This is a genomic window from Commensalibacter papalotli (ex Servin-Garciduenas et al. 2014) (genome assembly GCF_000527695.1).
Lineage (GTDB): Bacteria > Pseudomonadota > Alphaproteobacteria > Acetobacterales > Acetobacteraceae > Commensalibacter > Commensalibacter papalotli.
The window spans coordinates 50,914-75,593 of the sequence record NZ_ATSX01000003.1 but is presented as its reverse complement, the minus strand read 5'-3'; the positions used below and the strand labels follow the sequence as shown (position 1 = coordinate 75,593).

Below are 24,680 nucleotides of genomic sequence, written 5' to 3'. Positions count from 1 at the left end.
TATGGTGTAAAACAAGATGCTTCATGGTGGTCAATTACAACAGGCCAAATCACAATTCCCTCATGTTTTACAGAACTGGATTGATTTATCAACTGGAATTAATCCTTATGCTTATCCTTTTTCTCGGATTTCAATCAAGTATGCAGCGCAACTTCCCAGTATAAATGATGAATGGCGTCTAAGAGAACTGGCAGCACTCAGATATGGGGTTAAAGAGGTTAACTTGATTGCAGCAGCCCCTGGAACGCAAATTTTAATTTCGTTATTGCCTTATATTTTTGAGGCTAAACAAGTTTGTATATTATGCCCAACTTATATGGAACATATCAATAGTTGGCAGCAGGCATGTATTCTTGTTCATCAAGTTCATTCTCTTGAAGAGTTTATGGGGTTTGCCAATCAAGATCATACGATAGGCATTATTTGTAATCCTAATAATCCAGATGGGAGATTACTAAATATCAAGCAGATGCAAGAGATCATCTCGGGTTGGGATTGTTTTGACAATCATATCATTGTTGATGAAGCGTTTATGGATTTCGAAGAGCAGAGTATTGCGGCATTGTTACCGCATCCTGCATTGACGATTTTACGTTCTTTTGGCAAAACATATGGATTGGCTGGGGTGCGTTTAGGGTTTTTGTTATCGGACACAAGAATCATAGAAAAAGTGAAGGCAATGCTAGGGCCTTGGTCTCTAAGTGGACAGGCTTTGCAAATCGGTTTACAAGCTCTTCAGGATCAAGAATGGTTGCTACAAGCCAAAAATCAGTTGGCCAAGCAAGTGCAGCAACTTGATAAACTATTTATAAATAATAATTGTAAGATAGTTGGTGGAACGCATTTATTTCGCCTAGTCGAAATGAAGGACGCACGCATATTTTGGAAGCATCTAGCTAACCACGGAATTTGGGTGCGTCGTTTTGATTATAATCTTCAATGGTTACGTTTTGGTCTGTCCCAAGAACAAGATTGGAGCAAAATACAAAACGTAATAAAAGATTATTTTGGAGGTTGCTGATCTTTATCATAAAGTTGCTTTACATCGCGGCTAAGTGCTGTTCGACTATTGGGGTTAGTATAGAGCATATGCCCACCTTTATAAAGTTTTAAGGTTATGCGGTCTTGCTTTATATGGGTTTGATTGATAATCCACTGTGAAGCAGAAAAAGGGCAAACTAAATCATAATATCCATGTGCAATAAAAACATGCATAGACGGGTTTAAAGCCAACAATTTACGCAATACTGGCAAACCTCTAACAATTGAAAAACCCTGATCTGTATAGTTCCATTGCTCATTTAATGACATATTTAACAAGTTATAGGTTAAAGGTGTATTAAATCCCAGATCTTGTGCAGCGTAAGTTGCAAACATACTCCCATAGACTTTTCCGAAACCAGATAAAACTGGTTCAGGACTGTCTTCGTTATTGGTGCCATCAGGGTAAGGATCTTGGATCGTTAGCGTATAGTCGTATAAGCTGTGCAATTTTCCATCACGACTGCGAATATCGTGTGCAGAAGGATCTAATATGCCTTTATGTTGTGTGATAATTTCTACTGGAAGACCTGTTTTTTGGCTCAGTTCTTGGTAAAAAGCGGGTTGTTCAGTTGTGGGGACAGAATTTATCATTTTTTGTAGATATTGTCCCATGGCATATTGATAAGCTTCCTTAATTTTTTCATCAGAGAGTTGATGTGTTTTTTCAAGATGACTGGCAATATAAGAGGGTAAGATAAAGGCATTCGCCATAGGGTTATCTGATTGATCAAGTAAACTCAGTTCAATCGCAGGGGAGATCATAATAATACCCCTGACAAAGATATTTTGATTTTTAAGTAAATCATCTGCCACAAGGATTGATCTTAATCCGCCATAACTTTCCCCAACTAACCAAATAGCAGGATCTTTGCGTTGAGATTTGGATAAATAAAGTTGAATGGCTTTAGCAAAGGTTTTGGCGTCTTGTTTTGAAGTGTAAAATTCTTTCGAAGCTTTTTCAGGGGCGGCTGAAAGACTATATCCTGTATCAACGGCATCAATAAAAACCATATCGGTAAAAAGAAGCCAGCTATCAGGGTTACTTTCGCGAGTAGCATGCGCACCATCTGTTAGGTCACTTTTAGGAAAATTAATAACTTCAGGCCCCGCAATGCCCAAGTTTAAATAAGAGCTAGCAGCTCCTGGACCTCCATTAAAGAAAAATGAAATAGGGCGGTTCTTACTTTTTGATTGATCTGCAATATAAGCTACATAAAATATTTTGGCATTAATTTCACCTTTGTCGTTACGAATCAATAAAGTGCCAGCTTGTGCAACATAAGGAATATTTTGATGGGGCAGGGTTAATTGATGTTGTGTAACTTTATCCTGTGGTAACAAGGAAAAGCGCTTTTGAATAAAGTCGGTATCGGTATTGTCGATTCCTGTGTCCTTTTTAGAGGATTTATTTATAGGGTTATCAGCCCAAGCAAGATTATTCATTGTGCATAAAAAAAACGACGAAGTAAAAATCAAAGAAAAAATAAAGTATTTATAGTTCATTTTTTGCAAATTCAATTCTCAGTAAAAGATAAAAATATATTTAGTATAATATCAATGAGTAAAAGAATAGTTTTAATGTAAAAGTGATTTTATATTCAAGAATTCAAGTTGATAAATAAGATTTAAATTGAATTGTGAGAAAAAATTGCTTTTGAAAATTTGTTACAAGAATGCCTTATTATCGCCTAATTTATAGCCTTTCCTATGCTCAACGAAACTCAAGAACAAGGTAATTCAATTATGAGTAAAATGTATAAAGTTGCATTAACTGCTGGTCTATTTGGTGCTTTTATTGCTGTTGGTGCAGCCTCTCAGGCAAATGCACAATCACCCCTACAAGACCTACAACAAAGAGAAGATAACCTTCACAACAAAATCACTGAACATAACCAAAATGTTCAAAATCGTATCCAACAACAACAAGATCAAGTTGATCGTTATAAAAATCTAGGTAAAGATCAAAGAGAACGGTTAGAACAGCAAAAACAAGATTTTAAAAATAACCTTGCAGATCAGAAGAAACAAAGAGAAGAACAACTGGATCGTTATAAACACCCTCTAAAAGATCAAAAAAAGCAGTTTGAAGATAAAAAAGAACAGTTTAAAAAAGATATGGATGCAAGAAGAGATCAATCTTTGCAAAGACAAAAAGAACAACGCAAACAGTGGAAAGATTTAAAAAACAACACAAAACGCGATGCACGTGACTTAACGCATCCTTTTAATCGTTAATCAGATATTAAATATCAGTTTTGAAGGGAGTGTTATAGACACTCCCTTTTATGTTTATAGCAAGAAGTATAATATATCGTTTAGTTATTGGCTTTTTCAGGGATGCTGTCATAGTTAATTCATAATCTTAAATTATGTTGATTTTCTACAGAGTATTTATTGCTATTTAATTCTATTTTTATATAAAAGGTGATTGTTTATGAAATCTATATCAAAGCGTGTGATGTTATTAGCTAGTGTATTTAGTGCTGTTATGGCTGTTGGAACAGTTTCTCAAGTACAAGCACAAACAACTGCTGATTCTGCTACAACTCAAAATCAAGCGTTACAATTATCAACAGAACAACAACAAGCGTTAACAGTTGCTCAAGGAAAAGCTAAAGCTGAGATGGATCGTTTTAATAAAATGACTCCTGAAGAGCAAAAAGCTTATATGGAAAACGCTCAAAAGCAAGCTGATGCACAGTTTGATCGTATGTCCAAAAATTTAAATCCAGAACAAAAGAAAGCTTTAGAGGCAGCAAGAGTTAAAGCTAAGGCTGAAATGGAACGTTTTAATAAAATGACTCCTGAGCAGAAAAAAAACTATATGGAAAACGCTCAAAAGCAACTGGGTAATCAAATGAAGAATTTGACACCAGAACAACAAAAGCAAATCGAACAAATGCAAAAGAATATTAATAAATAAATATTGCTTCTTGTTTATATAAAAAGCCATCTATAATTTTTTATAGATGGCTTTTTTATTAAAGTTTTTAAGTAAATACCTTATTATTTCTATAAAAATAAAGCTTTACAACTATTTACTTGCTTCTTTTTCTAGAAGAGCTAGGAGCGCCACTTCTTGATGGTAGAGATGAAGCAGATCTTTTTTTACCAGAACGTTCTCCTTCTGATCTTACTCTTGGACCTCTCTCACTTCTTTCACTATCAGAAGTTCTGCGACCTTCACCGCTACGACCGTTTCCATCGCTGCCTTCTCTTCTGCGACCTTCACCGCCGCGACCGCTTCCACCGCCGCCCTCTCTTCTGCGACCTTCACCGCCGCGACCGCTTCCACCGCCACCTTCTCTTCTACGATCGCCACCGCCGCGACCTTTATAACCGCCTTCTCTTCTGCCCTCAGAAGGAGCTGCTGGCGTAGATGGAAAGATCTTAGTTTCATCATCTCTAATTCTAGAAATAGATTTATTAAAATCATCAACTTTATCAGCTGCAATTTCGAATTTTGTGCTTTGATCAGAAATACGAATAGAACCAATATCTTTTTTCTGGATATTTGCAATTTTGCAAAGCACTGGGATCAACCATTTTGGGTCTGCATTATCATTGCGTCCAACAGGCATCTCATACCAACTACCAGAATCAAAAGAGTGAGCACTAGATGAACGTTCACCTCTCTCACGTCCACGATCACGTCCCTTAGAACCATCTCTATCGAAACCAGATGAACGTTTGTTATCTAGATTAATAGGGGTAATTTCTTCTGGGTTAGGGATCGTAGAGCGATACAAAGAAATAGCAGCATTTGCTAAATCAGTGGCCGAGAATTGAGCGGTAAGTTGATCAATTAAGATTTGGTCTTCGCTCAAAATTTCTTTACTGCTCAATAAAGAAGGATGGTTTAAGAGGCGCTCATTATCTTTTTCGCGAATAGATGGAATACTAGGAGGAAGTTCCCAAGAAGCTGCTACTTTGGCTTTGCGTAATAAATGTTCTGCACGGCTACGTTGACTGCTTGGAACAATTAATGCACAAACCCCTTTACGTCCAGCACGTCCTGTACGACCAGAACGATGCAGTAAAGTTGCATGATTCGTAGGTAGGCTTGCATGAATAACAAGATCCAACATCGGAAGATCCAAACCACGTGCAGCAACGTCGGTTGCAACGCAAACACGGACTTGACCTGTACGCAGACTTTTGATGGCTTGTGTACGTTCTTCTTGCCCCAAGTCCCCTGATAAAGCAGCACAGGAGAATCCTCGTTCAATCAACGCAGATTGCATATGACGAACAAGCTCACGTGTCGCACAGAATACCATTGCTGTTGGACTATCAATATAACGCAATAAATTGACAACAGCATTATCAACTTCTTTGGGGTGAGTTACGACAGCACGATACTCAATATCTACGTGTTGTGTATTGGAAACAGTGTTGATACGTAAAGCATTATTTTGATAGCGTCTTGCTAAAGATTCGATTTCTTTATCAATAGTTGCTGAGAAAAGCAATGTTCTACGATCTTCTGGACAAGCAGAAAGAAGGTCTTCTAATTCATCACGAAAGCCAAGATCTAGCATTTCATCAGCTTCATCCAAGATGATCACTTTTAAATCAGAGAGGTCTAAATGTCTTCTGCGCACATGGTCACACAATCTGCCTGGGGTTCCAACGACGATATGTGCACCATTATCGAGTGTTTGTGCTTCTTTGCGAACATTCATCCCACCAATACAGGTGATAATTCTAGCTTTTGTATCTGCAAATAACCAACATAACTCCTGATGAACTTGTAAAGCCAATTCACGTGTAGGGGCAATAATCAATGCTTGGGGTTTGTTTGCGCTTTGGAATGTATTTTTATTTTCTAAAAGGGTTGGCGCCATGGCGATACCATAGGCAACTGTCTTTCCTGATCCTGTTTGCGCTGAAACGAGTAAATCTTGATGAGGATTTTCATTTTCTAAAACTGCTTCTTGAACAGGGGTAAGTGATGCATACCCTTTGCGTTCCAAAGCTTGTGCAAGGGAAGGATTGATTTTCGTGAACGGCATATATAGGTCCGATAAAGTTTATTGATGTTAGTAATTAAGATAAAGAAAAGGTGGGGATGGAATCTGACCTACTGTGTAAAGTAATAAGAGCAAGATTGTTGTGCGAAATTATTCAAACGCTGCCACAATGCAGATAAGGAAATCAGATACATTTAAACCTAGATAATAGAGACAAAAAAGGCATTTTGTCTTAATGATTACATTATGAAACATCACTAAGATGTGTTCATCATTATTAATATATAAGTATTAATATATATTCAATTTAAAAAACGTCAAGGAGTATGAAAAAATGAAACGTTCCGAAATTAATAGAGCTATCAAAGAAATGCAGCAAATGATTGACAAGGTTGGATTCTCTTTACCGCCATTTTGTTCTTTTACTCCAACGGAATGGCAGAAAAAAAATAACGAATATGATGAAATTCGCGATAATTTGCTGGGTTGGGACGTAACAGATTATGGAAGAGGTGAATTTGAAAAGGTTGGATTTTCATTAATTACACTGCGCAATGGCAATTTAAAAAATAAAAAATATACAAAAACATATGCTGAAAAGCTCCTTTATATCAAAGATAGCCAATATGCCCCGATGCATTTTCATTGGAACAAAATGGAGGATATTATCAATCGTGGTGGTGGAAATGTTCTTATCCGAGTCTATAACTCAACCAAAGAAGGGGATTTGGATAAAATAAATCCTGTAAAAACGCATTGCGATGGACGAGAGCTTTTGGTTGAAGCGGGAACCCAAATTAAATTAACTCCAGGGGAGAGTATTACCGTTTACCCCTATATGTATCATGATTTTGAAGTCGAAGCAGGGACGGGAGGAGTTTTATTAGGAGAAGTTTCTATGTGTAATGATGATGAGCATGATAATCGCTTTTATGAAAAGATGGGACGTTTTCCTGAAATAGAAGAAGATGAAGCACCTTATCGCTTGTTATGCACAGAGTATCCCAGGGCATAGGGTAATCCTTTAATAGATTGGTAAATTATACATTTAGAACCGGCAATTATAATTCATTAAGCTTGATCCCAAATGATTATTATAACGGCATCAAATGTATTTATTATACTATTTATTGTGTTGTAATTATTACAATCTTATTCATTATTTGATTAAGTAATAAAATGAAATTGCAATACTGATCTCTATATGTAGAAATATTTTTATTTATATATAGGGTTGTGGATATGATCTTTATTGCTGTCATTATTATTGTTGGTTTGTTAACTATTCCTCTTGCTAAGAAAAAATCTGCCAAAAAAGGCGAAGAATTCAACGTGAAACTTCACCTTTTGAAACTTTCAGGATTAATCATTGGGGTAGTTGTAGCAAGTGTCGTTTATGAATCTTATTTTAAAAAGCCTCAACAATCCCCATCACCTAAAATTTTTCATCTCCCCTCTAATGTTCAGAATAATTTAAACTAAGATTATTTAAAGGGTAAGTTTCATTAAGTGTGAACATTGAAACTTATCTTTTTGGTTATTTTGAGATATTCACTAACAAAGACAATTAATTTTTTTCTTATTATGTCGTATGGATTAGTAAATTTTAATAATTACTGAATATTATTAATCAATTTAATATAAGAATATAGTGTAGTTTACTGGCAATTTAATTGTTCTTTATATAATCCTCATCGTTCCACCGTAAAATAGATGAGGGGCCACAAAATATATCTTTCATGCCATTATGTATGGATTTCATAACACCTATGCTTGTACACACATAATTAATTTGTATTGAGGCTTTTGGCTCTTTAAGGAAAATATCAAAAGTTAATGTTGGTTGTGTTATCAACCTATTATTTTGAACAATACAATTTTCTTCGCTACATGCTGCCGGTGGAGTTGACGCATTATAAGCGTAATTAATGACATCCATTACATTATCATGATCAATATCTGCATCTATCTTACCATCTAGCATTATTTTATCAGGGTTTGCTTTTTTCAAAGCGGCGGCATCTATTAAAATTGTAGTATCTTTAGAGTCTGCAAAAGCAAAAGGAATATAAGAGAAAAATATAAGTAATGAAATTATAGCCTTCATTATTATCCTTTTTTTACCCAAACTGAAAGCCAGCAATAGGTTTATTAATAATTCTGTCTTTCAATATACAAATACCTTGATCTTTCCCTGCGGCACCAGCAACAACCATTAATGGGAGTAAATGCTCTTCACGAGGATGATTAGAACGTGCACCTGGGGCTTGTAACCAGTTGGTTAGGCCTTGATTACGTTGTGAAATATCTGGATTGGTAACGGTATCAGTTAACCAATCGTGAAATTGATCTGCATAAGCAGTCTCTTTGCCCGAAAATAAATAGGGAAGGTTATGATAGCTCATTCCACTGCCAATAATAAGAATATTTTCATTGCGTAAAGGAGATAAGATATCTCCCATTTTCATGTGAGTTTGCGGATCCAGTGAATGATGCAAAGAGACTTGCACAATTGGGATATTAGCGTCGGGGAAGATGACTTTTAAAGGAATAAACACCCCATGATCCCAACCACGTTCATACTCTAATTCGGCTTGTATATGCTGACTTTGAAATAATTGCTGGATTTTTTCTGCCAGCTGTGGATTGCCAGAGGCAGGATAAGTCAACTCATAAGTATGAGGCGGAAAATCATAATAATCATAAAATAAAGAAGGTTTATCGGCAGCATGGATCTTAATTGGCATATTTTCCCAATGTCCAGAAATGATAACGATACTGTCTGGGGTTTGTGGTAAACTATACGGAATCTTATTTAAGAAATTCCCCATATTCGTCCAAACATTATGCGGATCATCCATAAAGAAACAAGGCCCTCCACCATGAGGGATATAAAAGATTGGTTGGCGTTTCATGTGGCTTTTCTTCTTGCAAGAATTGAGACTATTGCTTTAAACGAATTTTCATTACTATAATATTGATTACCTATATATTGAAAATGGCTATCTTTTGTTGGCCACGCCATTATTTTTACATCTACTACTTCAAAATTAATTTTTGAGAAAATAGAAGTGTCATATTCTTTTTTTGTTGCAGCAAATGTTTTCTGTTCATTATAATTTGAAGAAAAAATATTGCGATTTGCCAAGTGAATATATTCAACAGAAGGTGTGCAAATATCAGGGGATGTAATTATATCTTCTATTTTTTTTCTATATTGATCCCATTTTTCTTCTGAGTTTGTTCCTTTATCGGTATACTTTTCAACTTCTTCACCATCAGATCCTAAAAACCAACCTACAATAACTTTAGGGGCAAAGTCTTTAATAATGTTTTTATCTTCTTGTGTTAATTCTAAAAAATTACATTTATGAATTTTTGCTTGTTCTTTTATAAGTTTTGCCGCTTCATTAATTAAAAAGTCATTGTTATCAAGCGATAATACTTGGTGTTTTTTTAATAATTGATAAGTGCCTTGTCCTGAGCCACAACCCAACTCAAGAATATTACCATTTGGAGTAAAATTGGTAAGCCATTGATATACCATTTTTTTACGGAATATTTCACTTTCTTCCATCCATGTATTACAATATTGTTCTTTGTTCAGAAGCTGATCCATTTTTACTTTCCCACTTTAATAAGGTATATCGTTGCTTGATTGTATCCTTACTTCCTCGCCACCACACTATAAATCGGATCTTTCCAAACGGTTTGATCCTCAGGCGGATGAACCTCACCTTGGTCGAAATCTGTAAATCCTGCACGGGTTAACAGCACTTTGACCAACCCTTGACGATCGGCATTATCTAAAGCCTGCCACAAAGCGGTGGCACGTAGAGGTAAAAATCGTGAGGTAAAGGATACAATAATCCGTCCACCTGGTTTTAATATCCGCAAACACTCGTCTAATGTTTCCGATGGCTTACGCAAATATTCAAAAACACAACATAGACAAATATAATCAACGCTACTATCTTTAAGAGAAAACTCTGTTTTCTCGTTAATATCTTGCGTAATTTTTCGTGTGAGTGCAGTATTTTCCTTTAATGCCTGTGGATTTAAATCAATGCCAATGAAATTTTGACAAGATAGGTCACTGGGCATATGACTATTTGCACCACACATCAGGTCAAGAATAGTATCGCTTTCTTGTATCAGAGTGTGATATAAGGCTTCAATTGCTTTATAACCACCTTGATCAAGCATAGGAGGAACAGAGTGAGTGGTATAATATTGAAGGTCACTTTCGTTACTTGCGATGTCGAAAGATCGGGGATGAAAGTCTTTTAAGTGGTTCATGATGTAAAAAGTTAGCGCTTTTTATGATTTGTTGGTAAATTAAATTTAAAGTTTATAACTGTATTTAGAAGAATAATGAACATTCCTTTTTATAAAATGCATGGTATTGGCAATGATTTTGTCATTATCGATAATTCTGTCAATAGTATTGAACTCAGCGAACGTCGCATTAAAACATTATGTGATCGCCGTTATGGCATTGGTTGTGATCAGTTAATTGTTCTTTCTCAACCCAAAGACAGCAATGCCGATATTTATGTTCGCTTTTTTAATGAAGGTGGAGATGAGGCTGGCGCATGTGGTAATGGTTCACGTTGTGTGGCGGCTTGGTTGCATCATAAATATCAAAGTAAAAAATTTATTATGCAAACAAATGCAGGTCTTTTACCAGCAGAGGTCATTGACAGCCATACAATGCGAGTAAACATGGGACAGCCAAAAACAAAATGGCAAGAAATCCCTTTATCTCGTGATGTCGATACACTTAACCTGCCTTTGGCGGGTGAACCAGCAGCTGTCTCTATGGGTAATCCTCATGCAACTTTTTTTGTTGAAGATTTATCAACGGTTGATCCCGTATTTTCTGGTAAAATGTTAGAAAAAGACCCTTTATTCTCTGAAGGTGCGAATATTGGTTTTGTGCAAATGTTGGATCGTCAAAGTATGCGCGTTCGTGTTTGGGAGCGTGGAGCTGGCTTAACTTTAGCCTGTGGTTCAGGGGCGTGTGCTTCTGTGGTGAATGCGGTGCGTCGTGGTTTGGCAGATCGTTATTGCGAAGTTAAAATGGATGGTGGCAACCTGATCATTGAATGGGATGAAGAAACCAACAATGTATTGATGACAGGTGCTGTGCATTTTTCTTTTTCAGGTCAATTTAGTCTGGAAAATTATCCTTTATGAGCAAGGATACGTCACAAAAACCTCAGATTCTGACATTTGGTTGCAGACTTAATCGCTACGAGAGCGAAGTTATGGGTCAATATGCTGATGGTTTGGGGGATGTTGTTGTTGTTAATACATGTGCGGTGACTGCGGAAGCTGAACGTCAAGCTCGCCAAGCCATTCGTCGTTTGAATCGTAAAGACGATCAAAAACGCATTGTGGTTACAGGATGTGCCGCACAATTAAATCCTGAAAAATGGTCTTCATTACCTGGTGTGGTTCAGGTTTTGGGGAATGAAGATAAGTTACAAGCAGAAAACTGGACGAATGAAGCGATTGCTTCTGGAAACCAAGTTTCAGATATTATGTCTGTAAAAAAAACGGCCGCACAAGTTGTCACCGAATTTACAGGGCGTACCAGAGCTTTTGTTCAGGTACAACAAGGGTGTGATCATCGTTGTACTTTTTGTGTGATTCCTTTTGGTCGAGGTCCTTCTCGTTCTGTAACGATTGAAGGCGTGATTAATCAAGCCAGAACATTGGTCGAACAAGACTATAAAGAAGTTGTGTTAACAGGGGTTGATATTGCTTCTTGGGGGTCTGATTTTGAAGGCGATTTGGCTCTGGGGGATCTATGTAAAGCAGTTTTAAAGGCTGTGCCAGATCTGGAACGGTTACGTTTATCTTCGATTGATCCAATTGGATTTGATAATACGTTGTGGGAACTTTTAAAAACAGAGCCAAGACTGATGCCGCATTTGCATCTGTCTGTTCAAGCAGGTTCTGATATGATTTTAAAGCGGATGAAGCGTCGTCATTTGACTGAAGATGTTGATCAATTAGTGCAACGACTACGTTCTATTCGTTCAGATATAGGGTTAAGTGTTGATATTATTGCAGGCTTTCCAACCGAAGATGATACTTATTTTCAAGAAACTTATGAGTTTTTAAAACAACAGGCTTTCCCTTATTTACATGTATTTCCTTATAGCGAACGCAAAGGAACTCCAGCAGCACAAATGCCAGCAGTATCTGTAGCAGTGCGTAAAGAACGTGCTGCAAAATTAAGGGAATTGGGTCAAGAATCTGCCCGTCTTTTTCATGAGTCTCTTATCGGGAAAGATGTTAATATATTGATGGAAACACCTGATCGAGGGCACTCGGAACAATTTGCTTTTGCTGTATTACAAGGTGAGGCGGCAAAGCCTGGTGAAATGATTTGTGCTCGAGTAGTTTCGGGTAACGTTGATGGTATAATAGTGGAAAGAATATAATGGCTCTGGGTTTTTTCTCTCGTTTAAAAGAAGGTTTATCTCGTTCAACTCAAAAGCTGGGAACGAACTTAACTTCCGTATTTACCAAGCGTCGCCTTGATGAAGAATCTTTAGAGCAACTTGAAGAGATCTTGATTGCTGCGGATTTTGGTCCAGAAGTTGCCGAAAATGTAATTGAAACATTTCGCAAAACTCGTTTTGGTACAGAAGTAAGCGAAAAAGAAATTAAAGACGCGTTGGCCAAGGAAATTGCCAAAGTTCTTAGCCCTGTAACGGTTCCATTTAAACCGAATCTAGAGTTAAAACCACATGTGGTCTTGATGGTTGGGGTCAATGGAACAGGAAAAACAACGACTATTGGTAAAATGGCGCGTTTTTATGGCGATCAAGGATTAAAAACCATGATGGTGGCAGGGGATACGTTCCGTGCTGCAGCGGTAGAGCAACTGCAAATCTGGGGGGATCGTGTAGGAGCACCTGTGATTTCTGGGAAACCAGGCGCAGATGCTGCGGGTCTTGCTTTTGAAGCATTAAAACGTGCTAAGAATGAAGGTGCAGATTTGCTTTTTGTGGATACTGCGGGGCGATTACATAATAAATCAGCATTGATGGAAGAGCTTGCTAAAATTATTCGTGTGATGAAAAAATTCGATGAAACTGCACCCCATTCTGTATTGTTGGTTTTGGATGCCACAACAGGGCAAAATGCCATTGAACAAGTCCGTATTTTCAAAGAAATGGTTAGTGTTTCAGGTCTTGTTATTACGAAATTAGATGGTACTGCTCGCGGTGGTATCGTGATTGCTTTGGCCCAGCAATTTCAATTGCCAATCCACGCTGTAGGTGTTGGTGAAAAAGCGGAAGATTTACGTGATTTTTCTGCAGAAGAGTTTGCAGCAGGGCTGGTTGGCGATACAGATGTCGAGGTTCTAACGACAGAAGTTATTGAAGAAAAAGAGGGATAATTTTTCTTGATATAACTGTTTTACTTAAATTTTGATATTGCAAATTATATTATAAAGCCGACAATATTATTTGTCGGCTTTTTATTAAAATACAGTTCAATATAATTTAAAAATCATTAAGTTAGCAAATCACCTTCATCTGATGATTCTTCGATCTCATCTGTTAGCATTGCATCATTGACGATTCCAGACTGTTCTCGGATACGTTTTTCGATACTTTGTGCCATTTCTGGATTGTCACGAAGGAATTGTTTGACGTTCTCTCGTCCTTGACCAATACGTTGTCCATCACAAGAGAACCATGACCCAGCTTTTTCAACGATTCCTGCTTTGACGCCAAGATCAATAAGCTCACCCGTTTTACTGATTCCTTCACCATACATAATATCGAATTCGACTTGACGGAAGGGAGGTGCCATTTTGTTTTTAACGACTTTAACACGGGTTTGGTTACCAGAGATTTCTTCTTTATCTTTGACCTGACCAATACGACGAATATCCATACGCACAGACGCATAAAATTTAAGCGCATTTCCCCCTGTTGTGGTTTCAGGAGATCCAAACATTACCCCGATTTTTTGGCGAATCTGATTTAAGAAAACAAGGCAAGTATTTGAACGAGATACAGATCCTGTCAGCTTTCTAAGCGCTTGACTCATTAAACGAGCATGTAGGCCAACATGGCTATCACCCATTTCGCCTTCTAACTCTGCACGAGGAACCAAAGCCGCAACACTATCAACGACTAAGACATCAATAGCACCAGAGCGCACTAATGTATCAACAATTTCCAAAGCTTGTTCACCTGCATCAGGTTGCGAGATTAATAAATTATCAATATCGACCCCTAACTTACGAGCATACACAGGATCCAAAGCGTGTTCAGCATCAATAAATGCACATGTTCCGCCCAATTTTTGGGCTTCTGCAATAATGTGAAGTGCCATGGTTGTTTTACCAGAGCTTTCTGGACCATAAATTTCTACAACGCGTCCTCTGGGAACACCGCCAATTCCTAAACCGATATCCAGTCCAATTGATCCTGTAGAAATAACATCGACTTGAATAGATGGTTTTTCGCCCATTTTCATAATGGAGCCTTTACCAAAAGCGCGTTCTATTTGTGCTAATGCACCATCTAAGGCTTTATTTTTGTCCATTTATTTTCAGTTCTCTTTTGCTATAAAACTTAATGATATTGTTCAGTATTAGCCTATCATATAATCATAAAAAATGTCATTTTCAATTTATCGAAAATGACATTGAAATATATTATAAATTTTAAATTTTTTATCGACTGCTAAGTGCTAGGCCTGTGCCCTGAGGATCGGTATAAGCACGACATTTATTTGTGTTACCAGGTAAACCATCCTGACAATAAACAGCGTTTACGCGTCCCTGGGGTGTATTTGGGTGTGCAATAGCAGAGTTTTCTTTGTTTTCACCTGCATTGAGTAAGCTGTTTAGACTTTCTGCACCAGCAGCAGCTGCGTCATTTTGCCCAGATGCACTGATTGCAGCGAGGAAACGGTTTTTATAAGTGGTAATTGCAGCGGTCAATAAAGGTTGTGGTGCTGCATTCGGAGATGCGGCCATGACAATACCAGTTGTTCCAGCTACTCGTCCTGTTCCAAATAAATTATTCATGGTTAACGCACAAGATACAGCTTCACCGTTTCTGTCAACAACGGTATAAGATGTCGATGCTGGTAAAGAAGACAAAGTGCCGTTACCAGCTTGGCCATTATTTAATAAGGATTGAGCTTTTTCTTCTTGCGCCAAGATACTTTGCTTATCATAAGCAGCAGGATTGCTTGCGCGCCACGCAGCAACAGTTCCTTGAGACGTGGTTAAACTATTGCTTTGTGTTTTCCAAGCCATTCCCATGCCTAAACCACCATCTGCTGGTGGGGAAACAAGGTAAAGCGTTTCTTTGTTAGGAAGAGAGATAGACAAAGCTGGAGCTTCAACAGGTAAAGCATTTCTAAAGTCTGCTCCACTTAATCCACCACCTGCGGCTTGTGCGCCAAGCGTATAACTATGGGCCAAAGAACCAATATATAAATCTGAAATACCAGCAGTAGTAAGACGATCATAAATAATTTTAAGGCGAGGTTGATACAGCATGTCGCCCGCTTGTAAGGTCGCACCATCTCTGCGAGTGAATAGTTTTTGCATTGCAGGATCTTGGAATAAAGGTCCTTGAACGGCAGCTAGGTCACTGGCAAATATATCTGAAACAGTCACACCATTTCCAGCAAGGTTACTGGTGACTTGTAAAATATCGTTAATATCCGCTTTACCATTACTGGCTTGAAGCAAATATAATCCCCGTGCCATCATCGGGATAGCAGCGGGGCGACCAGCGGTTCCTTTGATATTTCCTGGTTGAGGTAGAAAAAGAAACGATTGAGCAGGTTGTCCAGGGCGATAGGCGACGCATGCACCACCCCCACCCAAAGAGGCACGAGAAGGTAAAGTTACCGTTAAAGCAAACCCAAGGGCAGTTGCTGCATCAGCTGCATTTCCCCCTCTGATTAAAATATCACGAGCAACCATTGCGGCCTGAGGTTCATCGGCGGCGATGCTGCCTACATACCCTGTCACTCGATCCTGCATTTCTTTGCTATTTAGTGCTTTATGTCCAGTGCTGCCACCACCGCAGGCAGTAACAGACAACGTAATTGCAGAGCTGAGGGCTAGGGTTCCAGCTTTTTTAAGCCAGTCATTTTTGATATTAAAGCAATGAAGAGGCTGTTTTAAAAAAGTGCAGCTCTTTAAGAAATAATGACGCTTAGACACGCGGTTGCTCTCCGATGAATAACCAAATAAAAACAAGGTTTTCGCTTTACTGTTTTCAGTAACGACAATACCAACTTTATTAATAAGAAATTTTTTATAACATAACAATGACAATCCTGTATAATGTTATATAACTTTAAATAAATTTACTTTTTCATCTCAGGAGATTTTTAATGATTCAGTCGCCTTTAAAGCGCTATTTTCATTTGCCATTATCAGTTAGTTTATTAGCTGGTGCAGTTGGTATGCCACTATCAGGCTTTGCACAAACCACAAATCATTTTAGCTCAGAACAACGCAAAGAAATTGTTGAAGTTGTTCGTGATGCAATGAAAAAAGATCCTTCGATCCTTGAGGATGCTGTAATTGCTGCACAAAAAGAAAGAACTAAACAAAAAGTAGAATCTGCTACTAAGACACTAGCAGACAAGAAAAATATATTGAATAATGTTTTACCAACCGATGGCTTTATTGGTAATCCAAATGCAAAAAATACAATTGTAGAATTTTTTGATCCTCGTTGTGGTTATTGTAAAAAAGTTTTGCCAGAATTGCTCCAATTAGTCAAAGAAGATAAAAACGTCAGGATTATTTTCAAAGTTGTTCCTATCCTTGGAGAAAATAGCGTTTTAGAATCCAAAGCAATTGCTGCTGCGGCTCGCCAAAATGGTTATGTTGTTATGATGAAAGCCATTATGGATTCTAAGGAAGAAATGACAGAAGACAGTATTAAAGAGCTTGCAAAACAACAAAAATTAGATGGAGATCGCTTAATTCAAGATATGAAAGCAGCCTCTATTACTCAAGCACTAGAAGATAATATTAAACTATTTCGTGATTTAGGAATTGATGGTACACCAGCATTGATTATTAATGGTTCAAAGATCATCCCTGGTGCAGTCAGCTATGAAACGTTGAAACAATTTATGCAGGATAAATAGATTTCATTCGTTTGTAACAAACCTAAGAAATATCTATAAAAAAAGCGATCATAATTTTTGTATGATCGCTTTTTTGATTTTTATAGTAGAGCTTTTAAAGCTGTCACCATCTCGTCCATCATTTCATTGGTATGAAATGGATTGGGAGTTAGCCGTAATCTTTCTGCTCCTTTGGGAACGGTTGGATAATTAATTGGGGTCGCATATAAAAAATATTCTTCTAATAGGCGGCGACTAACTTCTTTACAACGTTCTGCACCTTCAATCATAACAGGCACGATATGGCTTTCGGTTTTTAAAAAAGGAATATCTGCATCTTTAAGCTTGTTTTGAAAAGTATGAACGCGTTCAAAGAGTTTTTCCCGACGCCAATTTTGTTGGCGCACTAAACGAATACTGGCTAATGCAGGGGCAATGATTGATGGAGGGAGGGAAGTGGTAAAAATAAAACCAGAAGCTGCCAATCTTAAATACTCAATAATTTCCTTCTTGGCTGTCACGTATCCACCATGAACACCAAACCCTTTGGCCAAGGTGCCTTCGATAATATCAACTTGATCTGCCACATTGTCTCGTTCAGATACCCCACCACCTTGAGCACCATATAATCCCACAGCATGGACCTCATCAAGATAGGTTAAAGCATTATATTTACGTGCCAGCGCACAAATCGCACCAATATCAGCGATATCGCCGTCCATTGAATAAACGCTTTCAAAAGCAATTAATTTGGGTGCTGATGCTGGAGCTGCCGCCAGTTTTTCCTCTAGATCTTGTAAGTCATTATGTTTAAAAATAACACAATCAGAACCCTTGGCTCCTTTAATTCCGGCAATCATAGAGGCGTGGTTTTGTTGATCTGAAAAAGTAATCCACCCTCCAGACATACTGGTCAGGATTGTTTGTAAACTGGCTTGATTGGAAACATAGCCTGATACAAATAACAATCCTGCTTCTTTACCATGTAAATCAGCCAGCTCAGCCTCAAGAGCCACATGTAAAGGGTGTGTTCCTGCGATATTACGTGTTCCACCAGCCCCAGCGCCATATTCCTGCACAGCAGTAATCGCAGCATTCATGACCTCTGGATCAACACCCATTCCAAGATAATCATTTGAAGACCAGACTATAACGGGTTTATCTTGTTGTGGTAAGTTTCCTTTATCATAAACAGGATAATGTGCAGATCGCCTGCTTAGCGAAGTAAATCTGCGATAACGACCCTGTTGTTCGATTTCTTGTAATGCGGTTTGACAATATGCGTAAAAAGGATGCACAGGCATCGCATGCTCTGTCACTGGAACTTACTCCTAAAATATAATAAAGATATTTTTCTTAAGTGCATAACTTTATAAGTCTCTCTATTACTTTTAAAATAGTATTTTATTGTATATTGACTTGAACCACGTTCTTTTGCACGGAACCATCAGCTTTTGCCGTCATATGAATCTGTTGTGGTTTAGCCCCAGCTTTGACAATGGCCTGAGCAACATCTTGAGCATTTTGTTGAATGGTTTTTTGCATTTGCTCTTGTTGTGCATCAGGGGTCTGAGAAATCGGGGTTAGGATGGTTACAATAAACATCGCATCTGATTTTCTTTGTAATGCGTCTTTGACCAAGCCTGTTAACGGTTTGCCCCACTGTTCTGCAGGTGTCCCTTGAACAATTTCAATTGGCGGAGCCGGTGGAGGAGGTGCAGGAGGCGCAGGGGGAACATAAGGAATAGGTTTACGCCCAGCACTGGGGTTAAAGGTTCTTTGATCAATAAGTTGGCAACCGCCAAGTATTAAAAGGCAGCTGGTGCCCATAATGATTTGAGAATATTTGGTCATATTTTATACTATTTACAAACGATCTGTATTGATAGAGTTCATTTTAAAAAGAGTAGCTTAGTTAAGTAATGCACTTAGAGTTTTGCTTTTATCATATTCAAAAGAACATTGTCTGCAAAATAAGTATGAAATTGGAAATAAATTCAGAATAACAGGGTAAATTACACACAGATTTACCATCATAAGAAATTATAAAATTTAATACAATCTTATATTTGTAAAAAAAACGTGTAAATATAGTGATGCTTTATAATTTTCGATTTTAATCAAAAAAATATTGACACGTCTAAGATAAAGTTTTCACACTAAATTATATTAAGAAAATCAAAAATTTTTTAAATGATATGAATATGTATTTTTTCTATTAAAAGTCATTAAAAAACTGTGACGGATTTTTAAAATTTGAGTATGATGGTGAAGGCTTAGCAGACTTATGGAACATGGCGTTAGTTCCGAGTAATTAATATATATTAGGAGATTTTATTATCATGGCTATTAAAGTTGCAATTAACGGTTTCGGTCGTATCGGTCGTTTAGTATTACGCAGTATTATTGAAAAAGGTCGTACAGACGTAGAAGTTGTATTAATCAACGATCTTGGTAGTGCAGAAGCAAATGCACATTTATTAAAATATGATACCGTTCATGGTCGTCTTCCTGCAGATATTACGGTCGAAAATAATACCATGACCATTAAGCATGCAGGTAAAACTTTTGGTCCAATTAAAATTACCGCTGAAAGAGATCCAAGCAAATTACCGCTTCAAGGTGTTGATGTTGCTATGGAATGTACAGGTTTGTTTACAAGCAAAGCTGCTGCGGGTGAACTTTTAAAAGCTGGTGCTCGTAAAGTATTAATTTCTGCTCCTGGTAAAGAAGTTGATGCAACCGTTGTTTACGGTGTGAACCAACAAGTTATCACAGGTGACATGACTGTCATTTCTAACGCATCTTGTACTACAAACTGTCTTGCACCTATTGCAAAAGTACTCGTGGAAACCGTTGGTATTGAATTCGGTAGCATGATTACCATTCACTCTTATACAGGTGACCAACGTACAGTCGATACATTGCACAAAGATTTACATCGTGCACGTGCTGCTGCTCAAAATATTATTCCAACAACAACTGGTGCAGCAAAAGCGGTGGCTCTTGTTATTCCTTCATTAAAAGGAAAACTAGACGGTATTGCCATTCGTGTGCCAACACCTAATGTTTCTTATGTTGCACTTGAATTCGTTCCAAGCAAAATTCCAGGTTCAATCGAAGAACTAAATGCATATTTCAAAAAAGCAGCTGAAGGCGAATTAAAAGGTATTCTGGCTTATAATGACGAACCATTGGTCAGCTCTGATTTCAACCACACATTTGTATCTTCTACATTTGATGCAACTCAAACAGGGTTTATCGAAGGTGGTAAAATGATCCGCGTTGCTGGTTGGTATGATAATGAATGGGGTTTCTCTACTCGTATGTCTGATACAGCAGTATTGTTAGGAAGCAAATAATCATGGTTGATCAAAAAGCGTTTAAAACGCTTGATGATCTTGTTGATTGTAAAGGTAAAAAAGTCTTATTGCGTGGGGATTTAAACGTTCCCACTCATGATGGCAAAATATCCGATACCACAAGATTAGAGCGTTTAGCACCTACTATCCAAGAACTTGTGAAAAAAGGTGCTAAGGTTATTATATGCAGCCATTTTGCTCGTCCAAAAGGCAAAGTGGTTCCAGAAATGTCTTTACGTCCAGTGGGCGAGGCATTGGCTTCTATTTTAAAGTTGCCAGTTGCTTTTGCAGATAACTGTGTTGGTCCAGATGCTCAAAAAGCTGTGGATGCAATGAAAGACGGAGATGTTCTTTTACTTGAAAATACTCGTTTCCATGCGGGTGAGGAAAAGAACGATCCTACATTATCTCAGGACTTGGCTGCATTGGCTGATGTTTATGTTGATGACGCATTTTCTGCGGCTCATCGTGCACATGCATCGACAGAAGGGGTAACACGTTATCTTCCTTCTTTTGCTGGTCGCTTGATGGAAACAGAACTAAATGCGCTTAGCCGTGCATTGGAAAATCCAAAACGTCCAGTCGGTGCGATTGTGGGTGGTTCAAAGATTTCGACGAAACTTGACCTTTTATCCAATATGATCAGCAAAGTTGACGTATTGGTAATTGGTGGGGCAATGGCGAATACATTCCTTGCTGCCCAAGGCGTTAAGGTTGGTAAGTCATTACAAGAAGCAGAAATGCATGATACAGCCCGTGACATAATGAAAAATGCACAAGCTAAAGGTTGTAAAATCCTGCTTCCTGTAGATGTTGTTGTCGCTGGTGAATTAAAAAATGACCCAGTAACGAAAATTGTTGACGTGAATGCGGTCCCTGATGATCAAATGATTTTGGACGTTGGTCCTAAAACCGTTGAATTGTTGAACAAAGCGCTGACTGAACTGAAAACTTTGGTTTGGAATGGGCCTTTGGGTGCGTTTGAATTTACACCGTTTGATAAAGCAACCAATGCTGTGGCTCAAGAAGCTGCAAAATTAACCAAAGCTGGCAAGCTGGAAAGTGTTGCTGGTGGTGGGGACACGGTTTCTGCATTGAAACATGCAGGCGTTATCCATGACATTTCTTATGTTTCCACCGCTGGTGGGGCATTCCTTGAATGGTTAGAGGGCAAAGCCCTTCCTGGTATTGTCGCTTTGACAACATTAGCACGAGAAAGCTTTCCTTTATAGGATATAAAAAAAGGGCTGAGTTTTCAGCCCTTTTTTATTGTTATTTTAATTTATCCATTAATAATAAAAAATCTTTTTCATTTAATCGAGGAAATAAGGGCTTTTTATATTCTTTTATTGTTGTTTGAATAAAAGTAATTTCTGAATCTTGCCCCATATATATTGACTTTTCGATAATTATATTATCTAGAAAAAATTGTAAACCCTGATCATTTGTTAAAAAAATGAATTGACTTTCATTGAAGCCTGGCATGCTTCTAAGTATGTTAAAATAATGAATAATTGATAGATCGCTTATAACATTATAGGCATTTTCTTTTTTGATATCTTTTGTGGGTTTTATCAGCTTTCTACATTCTGAACTACCTGCGATAATGGCTAAACAAGCAATAACAATATAATGATTTTTTGGTATTTTTAGTTTTTGAGCTGTTTCTATTATTTTATCGCACTGTGGTAATATTTGTTCATTTTTTACGTCTGAGAATATAATAGAATTTACGTTTTCTAAAAAATTAGCAAATAAATTAAATTCTGAATGTATAGGAGCTTGATCACTTTCTTTTTTTAAACCAGATATGGCACTTAGTAGTGGCGTTTCATCTACTTTAGCTTTTTTAAAAAAGCTCTTAAGGATTAAAATTTCTTGTTTGCTTGTTTCCTCAAACTCTTGAGTTGTTTGTTGCCGTTTATGATGACCTTCTATTGCGGAGAGCATGCAGCTAAAGGTATTGTTGCTTTCATCTAGTGTTTGTAGCTTATCTATCAATTTTAAGGAGTTATCATTTAAGGACTCTTTATTTTTTTGAAATTTTTCTATATCAATAATTATATTTCTATCAAGTAGATATATGTTCATTATGCTTGTTCCTATAATTGAATTAAAAACCCATCGGTTACGTTTTTTTGATCCTTTGATTTTGATCAATTTATAATAATGCTTTTGTTAATGTTATTATAAATTTTGAATTTTTCAACATTATTTCACATACGAACTATATTGACAATATATTGTCATACTGTTAATTTGTTGTCATTATGACAATGCAAATCATATCTCAACAAAATAAAATAATTATCGGGCTTTTCAGAGCCTATCATGATATCAGCTTGATCGGCGACCAGTTGGCATCAGAGCATGGGTTGACGACATCAAAATGGAAAGTTTTGGGGGCGATTCGGTTAGAAAATACGGCATTAACAGTGCCACATATTGCGCGGCTGATGGGGTTAACGCGTCAGGCGGTGCAACGAACCATTGATGAGTTGTTGAAACTTGAATATATCCAACAGCTTCATAACCCTGCTCATAAAAAATCATCGCTGTTTCAATTGACTGAGATTGGTGAAAAGGCCTTTGATGCCATTAATAAAGAATGGGAAAAAATGGCAGTGAGTATTTTTAAAAATCTTAACAAGCAGGATATTGATATTACTGTAAAGAGCTTAACGGATATCATTGCCACAATTGAAAATATGAAATGACAAAAAAGCAAGTCCTGTCCCTTATCCATCGTATTACTGGGGTCATGGCCTTAGTGATTTTATTAATCTTTTGGCTTTCAACTGTTACGTCAGAATTAATAGGGAACATTGATTATATCAAAAGCGTAAAATTTTTAATTCCTTATGGTTTTTTCATTCTTATACCTGCATTAGTCGCAACAGGAGGAACAGGGTTTAATATTGCAGGAAAAATAAATAATAAGACTGCTTCTAATAAGAAAAAGCGCATGTCGTTAATTGCATTAAATGGTCTTTGTATCTTAATTCCCTGTGCTTTATATTTGCGTTATCTTGCTGTTCATGAACAGTTTAATTCCATATTTTTAATTGTACAAATGATTGAGCTCATTGCTGGTGGGGTGAATATTGTGATGTTGATACTCAACGTAAAGGCAGGAATAATTTTAACAAAAAATAAACCTATAAAAAAATCTTAATAATAAATCCATCACACTCTAAAGATTATTTTTAATAATAATATATTTTATTCTTAACATATAAAGATATTTTGTTATCATAAAATTAAGTTTTGAGTAATTTTAGTAAAGATAACGAGGTGAAAGTGATGGAAATTGAGCTGGTTCAGTTGGAATGTAAAGATGGTGATCTGGAATATAATTTAAATAAAGTTCGTCGTGCAATTAAGAATAGTTCAGATGCAACGGATATTATGGTGTTTCCAGAAACTTATTTAAGCGGCTTTCCTACGCAAGAAAATCTTAATATGGTTTCTCAAAGTTTGGATGGTTCCGGCATCCAGCAATTAAAATCCCTTTCCAAAGAAAAAAACATTGCTATTACCGTTGGTATGGCAGAGGCACATGAAGGTAAATTCTATAATACCACCGTGTTCATTACACCAGAAGACGGATTGTTGGCTTATTATCGTAAGACGCATTTATGGCTTACTGATCATGGTATATTTGATGCTGGGGATCGATATAGCTGTATTGAATGGCAAGGGGTTAAAATCGGTTTTCTGATTTGCTTTGATATTGAATATCCTGAATCTGCACGTGCTTTGGGTGAGTTAGGAACCGAGTTATTGATTGTTACCAATGGGAATATGGACCCTTATGGATTAACGCACAGAACTGCGATTATGGCCAGAGCACAAGAAAATCATATGTTTGCGGTGATGACTAATCGTGTTGGATTGGGAAATGATGGTTTGGTTTTTCATGGGGGCAGCTGTGTGGTGAATCCAATGGGACAGTTGTTATGTGAGGCGGGTCGTGAAGAATGTAGTATAAGAATGAACATAGACCCCAAACAAATGACTCAATTTCTAACTGAATTTAATTATTTAAAAGAACGTAGAATGAAGATAACGGGTCAGAAAATACAACATCATACCAAGCATTCAGATTGGATTATTTCTTAATAAATTCTTAGTTTTTTAATTATATATATTTATAGGG

25 protein-coding genes are annotated in these 24,680 nt (G+C 37.2%); 14 read left to right on the top strand and 11 right to left on the bottom strand.

Going from position 1 to position 24,680, the window contains the following annotated elements; genetic code table 11:
* Positions 1–16: 16 nt before the first annotated feature.
* Positions 17–1,021, top strand: coding sequence for a threonine-phosphate decarboxylase (locus tag COMX_RS09265; protein WP_034340450.1), 1,005 nt, complete (start codon positions 17–19; stop codon positions 1,019–1,021).
* Here the strand turns inward: COMX_RS09265 and COMX_RS09260 are convergent.
* Positions 1,003–2,547 (bottom strand): S10 family peptidase, encoded by a 1,545-nt coding sequence (locus tag COMX_RS09260; protein WP_051462081.1) that lies wholly within the window; start codon positions 2,545–2,547, stop codon positions 1,003–1,005. The two genes, COMX_RS09265 and COMX_RS09260, sit on opposite strands and share 19 nt — an antisense overlap.
* Positions 2,548–2,787: 240 nt before the next feature.
* Between COMX_RS09260 and COMX_RS09255 the strand changes: the two genes are divergently transcribed.
* Complete coding sequence (locus tag COMX_RS09255) at positions 2,788–3,279, top strand: hypothetical protein (RefSeq protein ID WP_034340443.1); 492 nt, start codon at positions 2,788–2,790, stop codon at positions 3,277–3,279.
* 199 nt (positions 3,280–3,478) lie between these two features.
* Positions 3,479–3,967, top strand: a complete 489-nt coding sequence (locus tag COMX_RS09250) for a hypothetical protein (RefSeq protein ID WP_034340442.1) — start codon at positions 3,479–3,481, stop codon at positions 3,965–3,967.
* Between the two features lie 115 nt (positions 3,968–4,082).
* Here the strand turns inward: COMX_RS09250 and COMX_RS09245 are convergent, their stop codons facing one another.
* Positions 4,083–6,059, bottom strand: a complete 1,977-nt coding sequence (locus COMX_RS09245; protein WP_034340439.1) for a DEAD/DEAH box helicase — start codon at positions 6,057–6,059, stop codon at positions 4,083–4,085.
* Between the two features lie 292 nt (positions 6,060–6,351).
* Between COMX_RS09245 and COMX_RS09240 the strand changes: the two genes are divergently transcribed.
* The gene (locus COMX_RS09240) at positions 6,352–7,032 is read left to right on the top strand and encodes a D-lyxose/D-mannose family sugar isomerase (RefSeq protein ID WP_034340437.1); all 681 of its coding nucleotides are present in this window, start codon (positions 6,352–6,354) and stop codon (positions 7,030–7,032) included.
* Positions 7,033–7,259: 227 nt separating this feature from the next.
* Positions 7,260–7,499: a hypothetical protein gene (locus COMX_RS09235; protein ID WP_034340434.1), complete on the top strand. Its 240-nt coding sequence runs from the start codon at positions 7,260–7,262 to the stop codon at positions 7,497–7,499.
* Between the two features lie 187 nt (positions 7,500–7,686).
* On the opposite strand, the gene COMX_RS09230 is transcribed toward COMX_RS09235, so the two are convergent.
* Genes COMX_RS09230 through COMX_RS09215 form a run of 4 tightly spaced genes read right to left on the bottom strand, consistent with a single transcriptional unit; the run spans position 7,687 to position 10,316 of the window.
* Positions 7,687–8,124 carry a hypothetical protein gene (locus tag COMX_RS09230; protein WP_034340430.1) on the bottom strand — a complete coding sequence of 146 codons (438 nt, stop codon included), beginning with the start codon at positions 8,122–8,124 and terminating at the stop codon, positions 7,687–7,689.
* A 13-nt stretch (positions 8,125–8,137) separates the two neighbouring features.
* Complete coding sequence (locus COMX_RS09225; RefSeq protein ID WP_034340428.1) at positions 8,138–8,932, bottom strand: DODA-type extradiol aromatic ring-opening family dioxygenase; 795 nt, start codon at positions 8,930–8,932, stop codon at positions 8,138–8,140.
* Complete coding sequence (locus COMX_RS09220; RefSeq protein WP_034340425.1) at positions 8,929–9,636, bottom strand: class I SAM-dependent methyltransferase; 708 nt, start codon at positions 9,634–9,636, stop codon at positions 8,929–8,931. Before COMX_RS09220 ends, COMX_RS09225 begins: the two co-directional genes overlap by 4 nt.
* Before the next feature lie 47 nt (positions 9,637–9,683).
* Positions 9,684–10,316, bottom strand: a complete 633-nt coding sequence (locus tag COMX_RS09215; protein ID WP_034340422.1) for a class I SAM-dependent methyltransferase — start codon at positions 10,314–10,316, stop codon at positions 9,684–9,686.
* Positions 10,317–10,391: 75 nt separating this feature from the next.
* Between COMX_RS09215 and dapF the strand changes: the two genes are divergently transcribed.
* Genes dapF through ftsY form a run of 3 tightly spaced genes read left to right on the top strand, consistent with a single transcriptional unit; the run spans position 10,392 to position 13,437 of the window.
* On the top strand, positions 10,392–11,216 hold the full coding sequence (gene dapF, locus COMX_RS09210) for a diaminopimelate epimerase (RefSeq protein WP_034340421.1): 825 nt from the start codon (positions 10,392–10,394) through the stop codon (positions 11,214–11,216).
* Positions 11,213–12,472, top strand: coding sequence for a tRNA (N(6)-L-threonylcarbamoyladenosine(37)-C(2))-methylthiotransferase MtaB (mtaB, locus tag COMX_RS09205; RefSeq protein WP_034340418.1), 1,260 nt, complete (start codon positions 11,213–11,215; stop codon positions 12,470–12,472). Before dapF ends, mtaB begins: the two co-directional genes overlap by 4 nt.
* A complete protein-coding gene (ftsY, locus tag COMX_RS09200) occupies positions 12,472–13,437 on the top strand; it encodes a signal recognition particle-docking protein FtsY (protein ID WP_034340415.1) in 966 nt (321 codons plus the stop codon). The genes mtaB and ftsY overlap by 1 nt, the downstream gene beginning before the upstream one ends.
* 116 nt (positions 13,438–13,553) lie before the next feature.
* On the opposite strand, the gene recA is transcribed toward ftsY, so the two are convergent.
* Positions 13,554–14,597, bottom strand: a complete 1,044-nt coding sequence (gene recA, locus COMX_RS09195) for a recombinase RecA (protein ID WP_034340412.1) — start codon at positions 14,595–14,597, stop codon at positions 13,554–13,556.
* A gap of 130 nt (positions 14,598–14,727) precedes the next feature.
* On the bottom strand, positions 14,728–16,239 hold the full coding sequence (locus tag COMX_RS09190) for a gamma-glutamyltransferase (RefSeq protein ID WP_235176857.1): 1,512 nt from the start codon (positions 16,237–16,239) through the stop codon (positions 14,728–14,730).
* Between the two features lie 173 nt (positions 16,240–16,412).
* Between COMX_RS09190 and COMX_RS09185 the strand changes: the two genes are divergently transcribed.
* Positions 16,413–17,180, top strand: a complete 768-nt coding sequence (locus COMX_RS09185; RefSeq protein WP_034340409.1) for a DsbA family protein — start codon at positions 16,413–16,415, stop codon at positions 17,178–17,180.
* A gap of 80 nt (positions 17,181–17,260) precedes the next feature.
* Here the strand turns inward: COMX_RS09185 and hemA are convergent, their stop codons facing one another.
* Positions 17,261–18,463: a 5-aminolevulinate synthase gene (gene hemA, locus COMX_RS09180; RefSeq protein WP_034340706.1), complete on the bottom strand. Its 1,203-nt coding sequence runs from the start codon at positions 18,461–18,463 to the stop codon at positions 17,261–17,263.
* A gap of 100 nt (positions 18,464–18,563) precedes the next feature.
* A complete protein-coding gene (locus COMX_RS09175; RefSeq protein WP_034340406.1) occupies positions 18,564–19,013 on the bottom strand; it encodes a hypothetical protein in 450 nt (149 codons plus the stop codon).
* 488 nt (positions 19,014–19,501) lie between these two features.
* Between COMX_RS09175 and gap the strand changes: the two genes are divergently transcribed.
* Entirely contained in the window at positions 19,502–20,521 is a 1,020-nt protein-coding gene (gene gap, locus COMX_RS09170; RefSeq protein WP_034340404.1) for a type I glyceraldehyde-3-phosphate dehydrogenase, read from the top strand.
* 2 nt (positions 20,522–20,523) lie between these two features.
* Positions 20,524–21,753, top strand: coding sequence for a phosphoglycerate kinase (locus tag COMX_RS09165; RefSeq protein ID WP_034340402.1), 1,230 nt, complete (start codon positions 20,524–20,526; stop codon positions 21,751–21,753).
* A gap of 40 nt (positions 21,754–21,793) precedes the next feature.
* On the opposite strand, the gene COMX_RS09160 is transcribed toward COMX_RS09165, so the two are convergent.
* Positions 21,794–22,612, bottom strand: a complete 819-nt coding sequence (locus COMX_RS09160) for a hypothetical protein (protein ID WP_034340399.1) — start codon at positions 22,610–22,612, stop codon at positions 21,794–21,796.
* Positions 22,613–22,791: 179 nt separating this feature from the next.
* On the opposite strand from COMX_RS09160, the gene COMX_RS09155 reads away from it, so the two are divergent.
* The 3 genes from COMX_RS09155 (at position 22,792) to COMX_RS09145 (ending at position 24,643) form a co-directional block, all read left to right on the top strand.
* Positions 22,792–23,238 carry a MarR family winged helix-turn-helix transcriptional regulator gene (locus COMX_RS09155; protein WP_034340396.1) on the top strand — a complete coding sequence of 149 codons (447 nt, stop codon included), beginning with the start codon at positions 22,792–22,794 and terminating at the stop codon, positions 23,236–23,238.
* Positions 23,235–23,696, top strand: a complete 462-nt coding sequence (locus tag COMX_RS09150) for a hypothetical protein (protein ID WP_034340393.1) — start codon at positions 23,235–23,237, stop codon at positions 23,694–23,696. The genes COMX_RS09155 and COMX_RS09150 overlap by 4 nt, the downstream gene beginning before the upstream one ends.
* A 128-nt stretch (positions 23,697–23,824) precedes the next feature.
* A complete protein-coding gene (locus tag COMX_RS09145; RefSeq protein ID WP_034340391.1) occupies positions 23,825–24,643 on the top strand; it encodes a carbon-nitrogen hydrolase family protein in 819 nt (272 codons plus the stop codon).
* Positions 24,644–24,680: the final 37 nt, after the last annotated feature.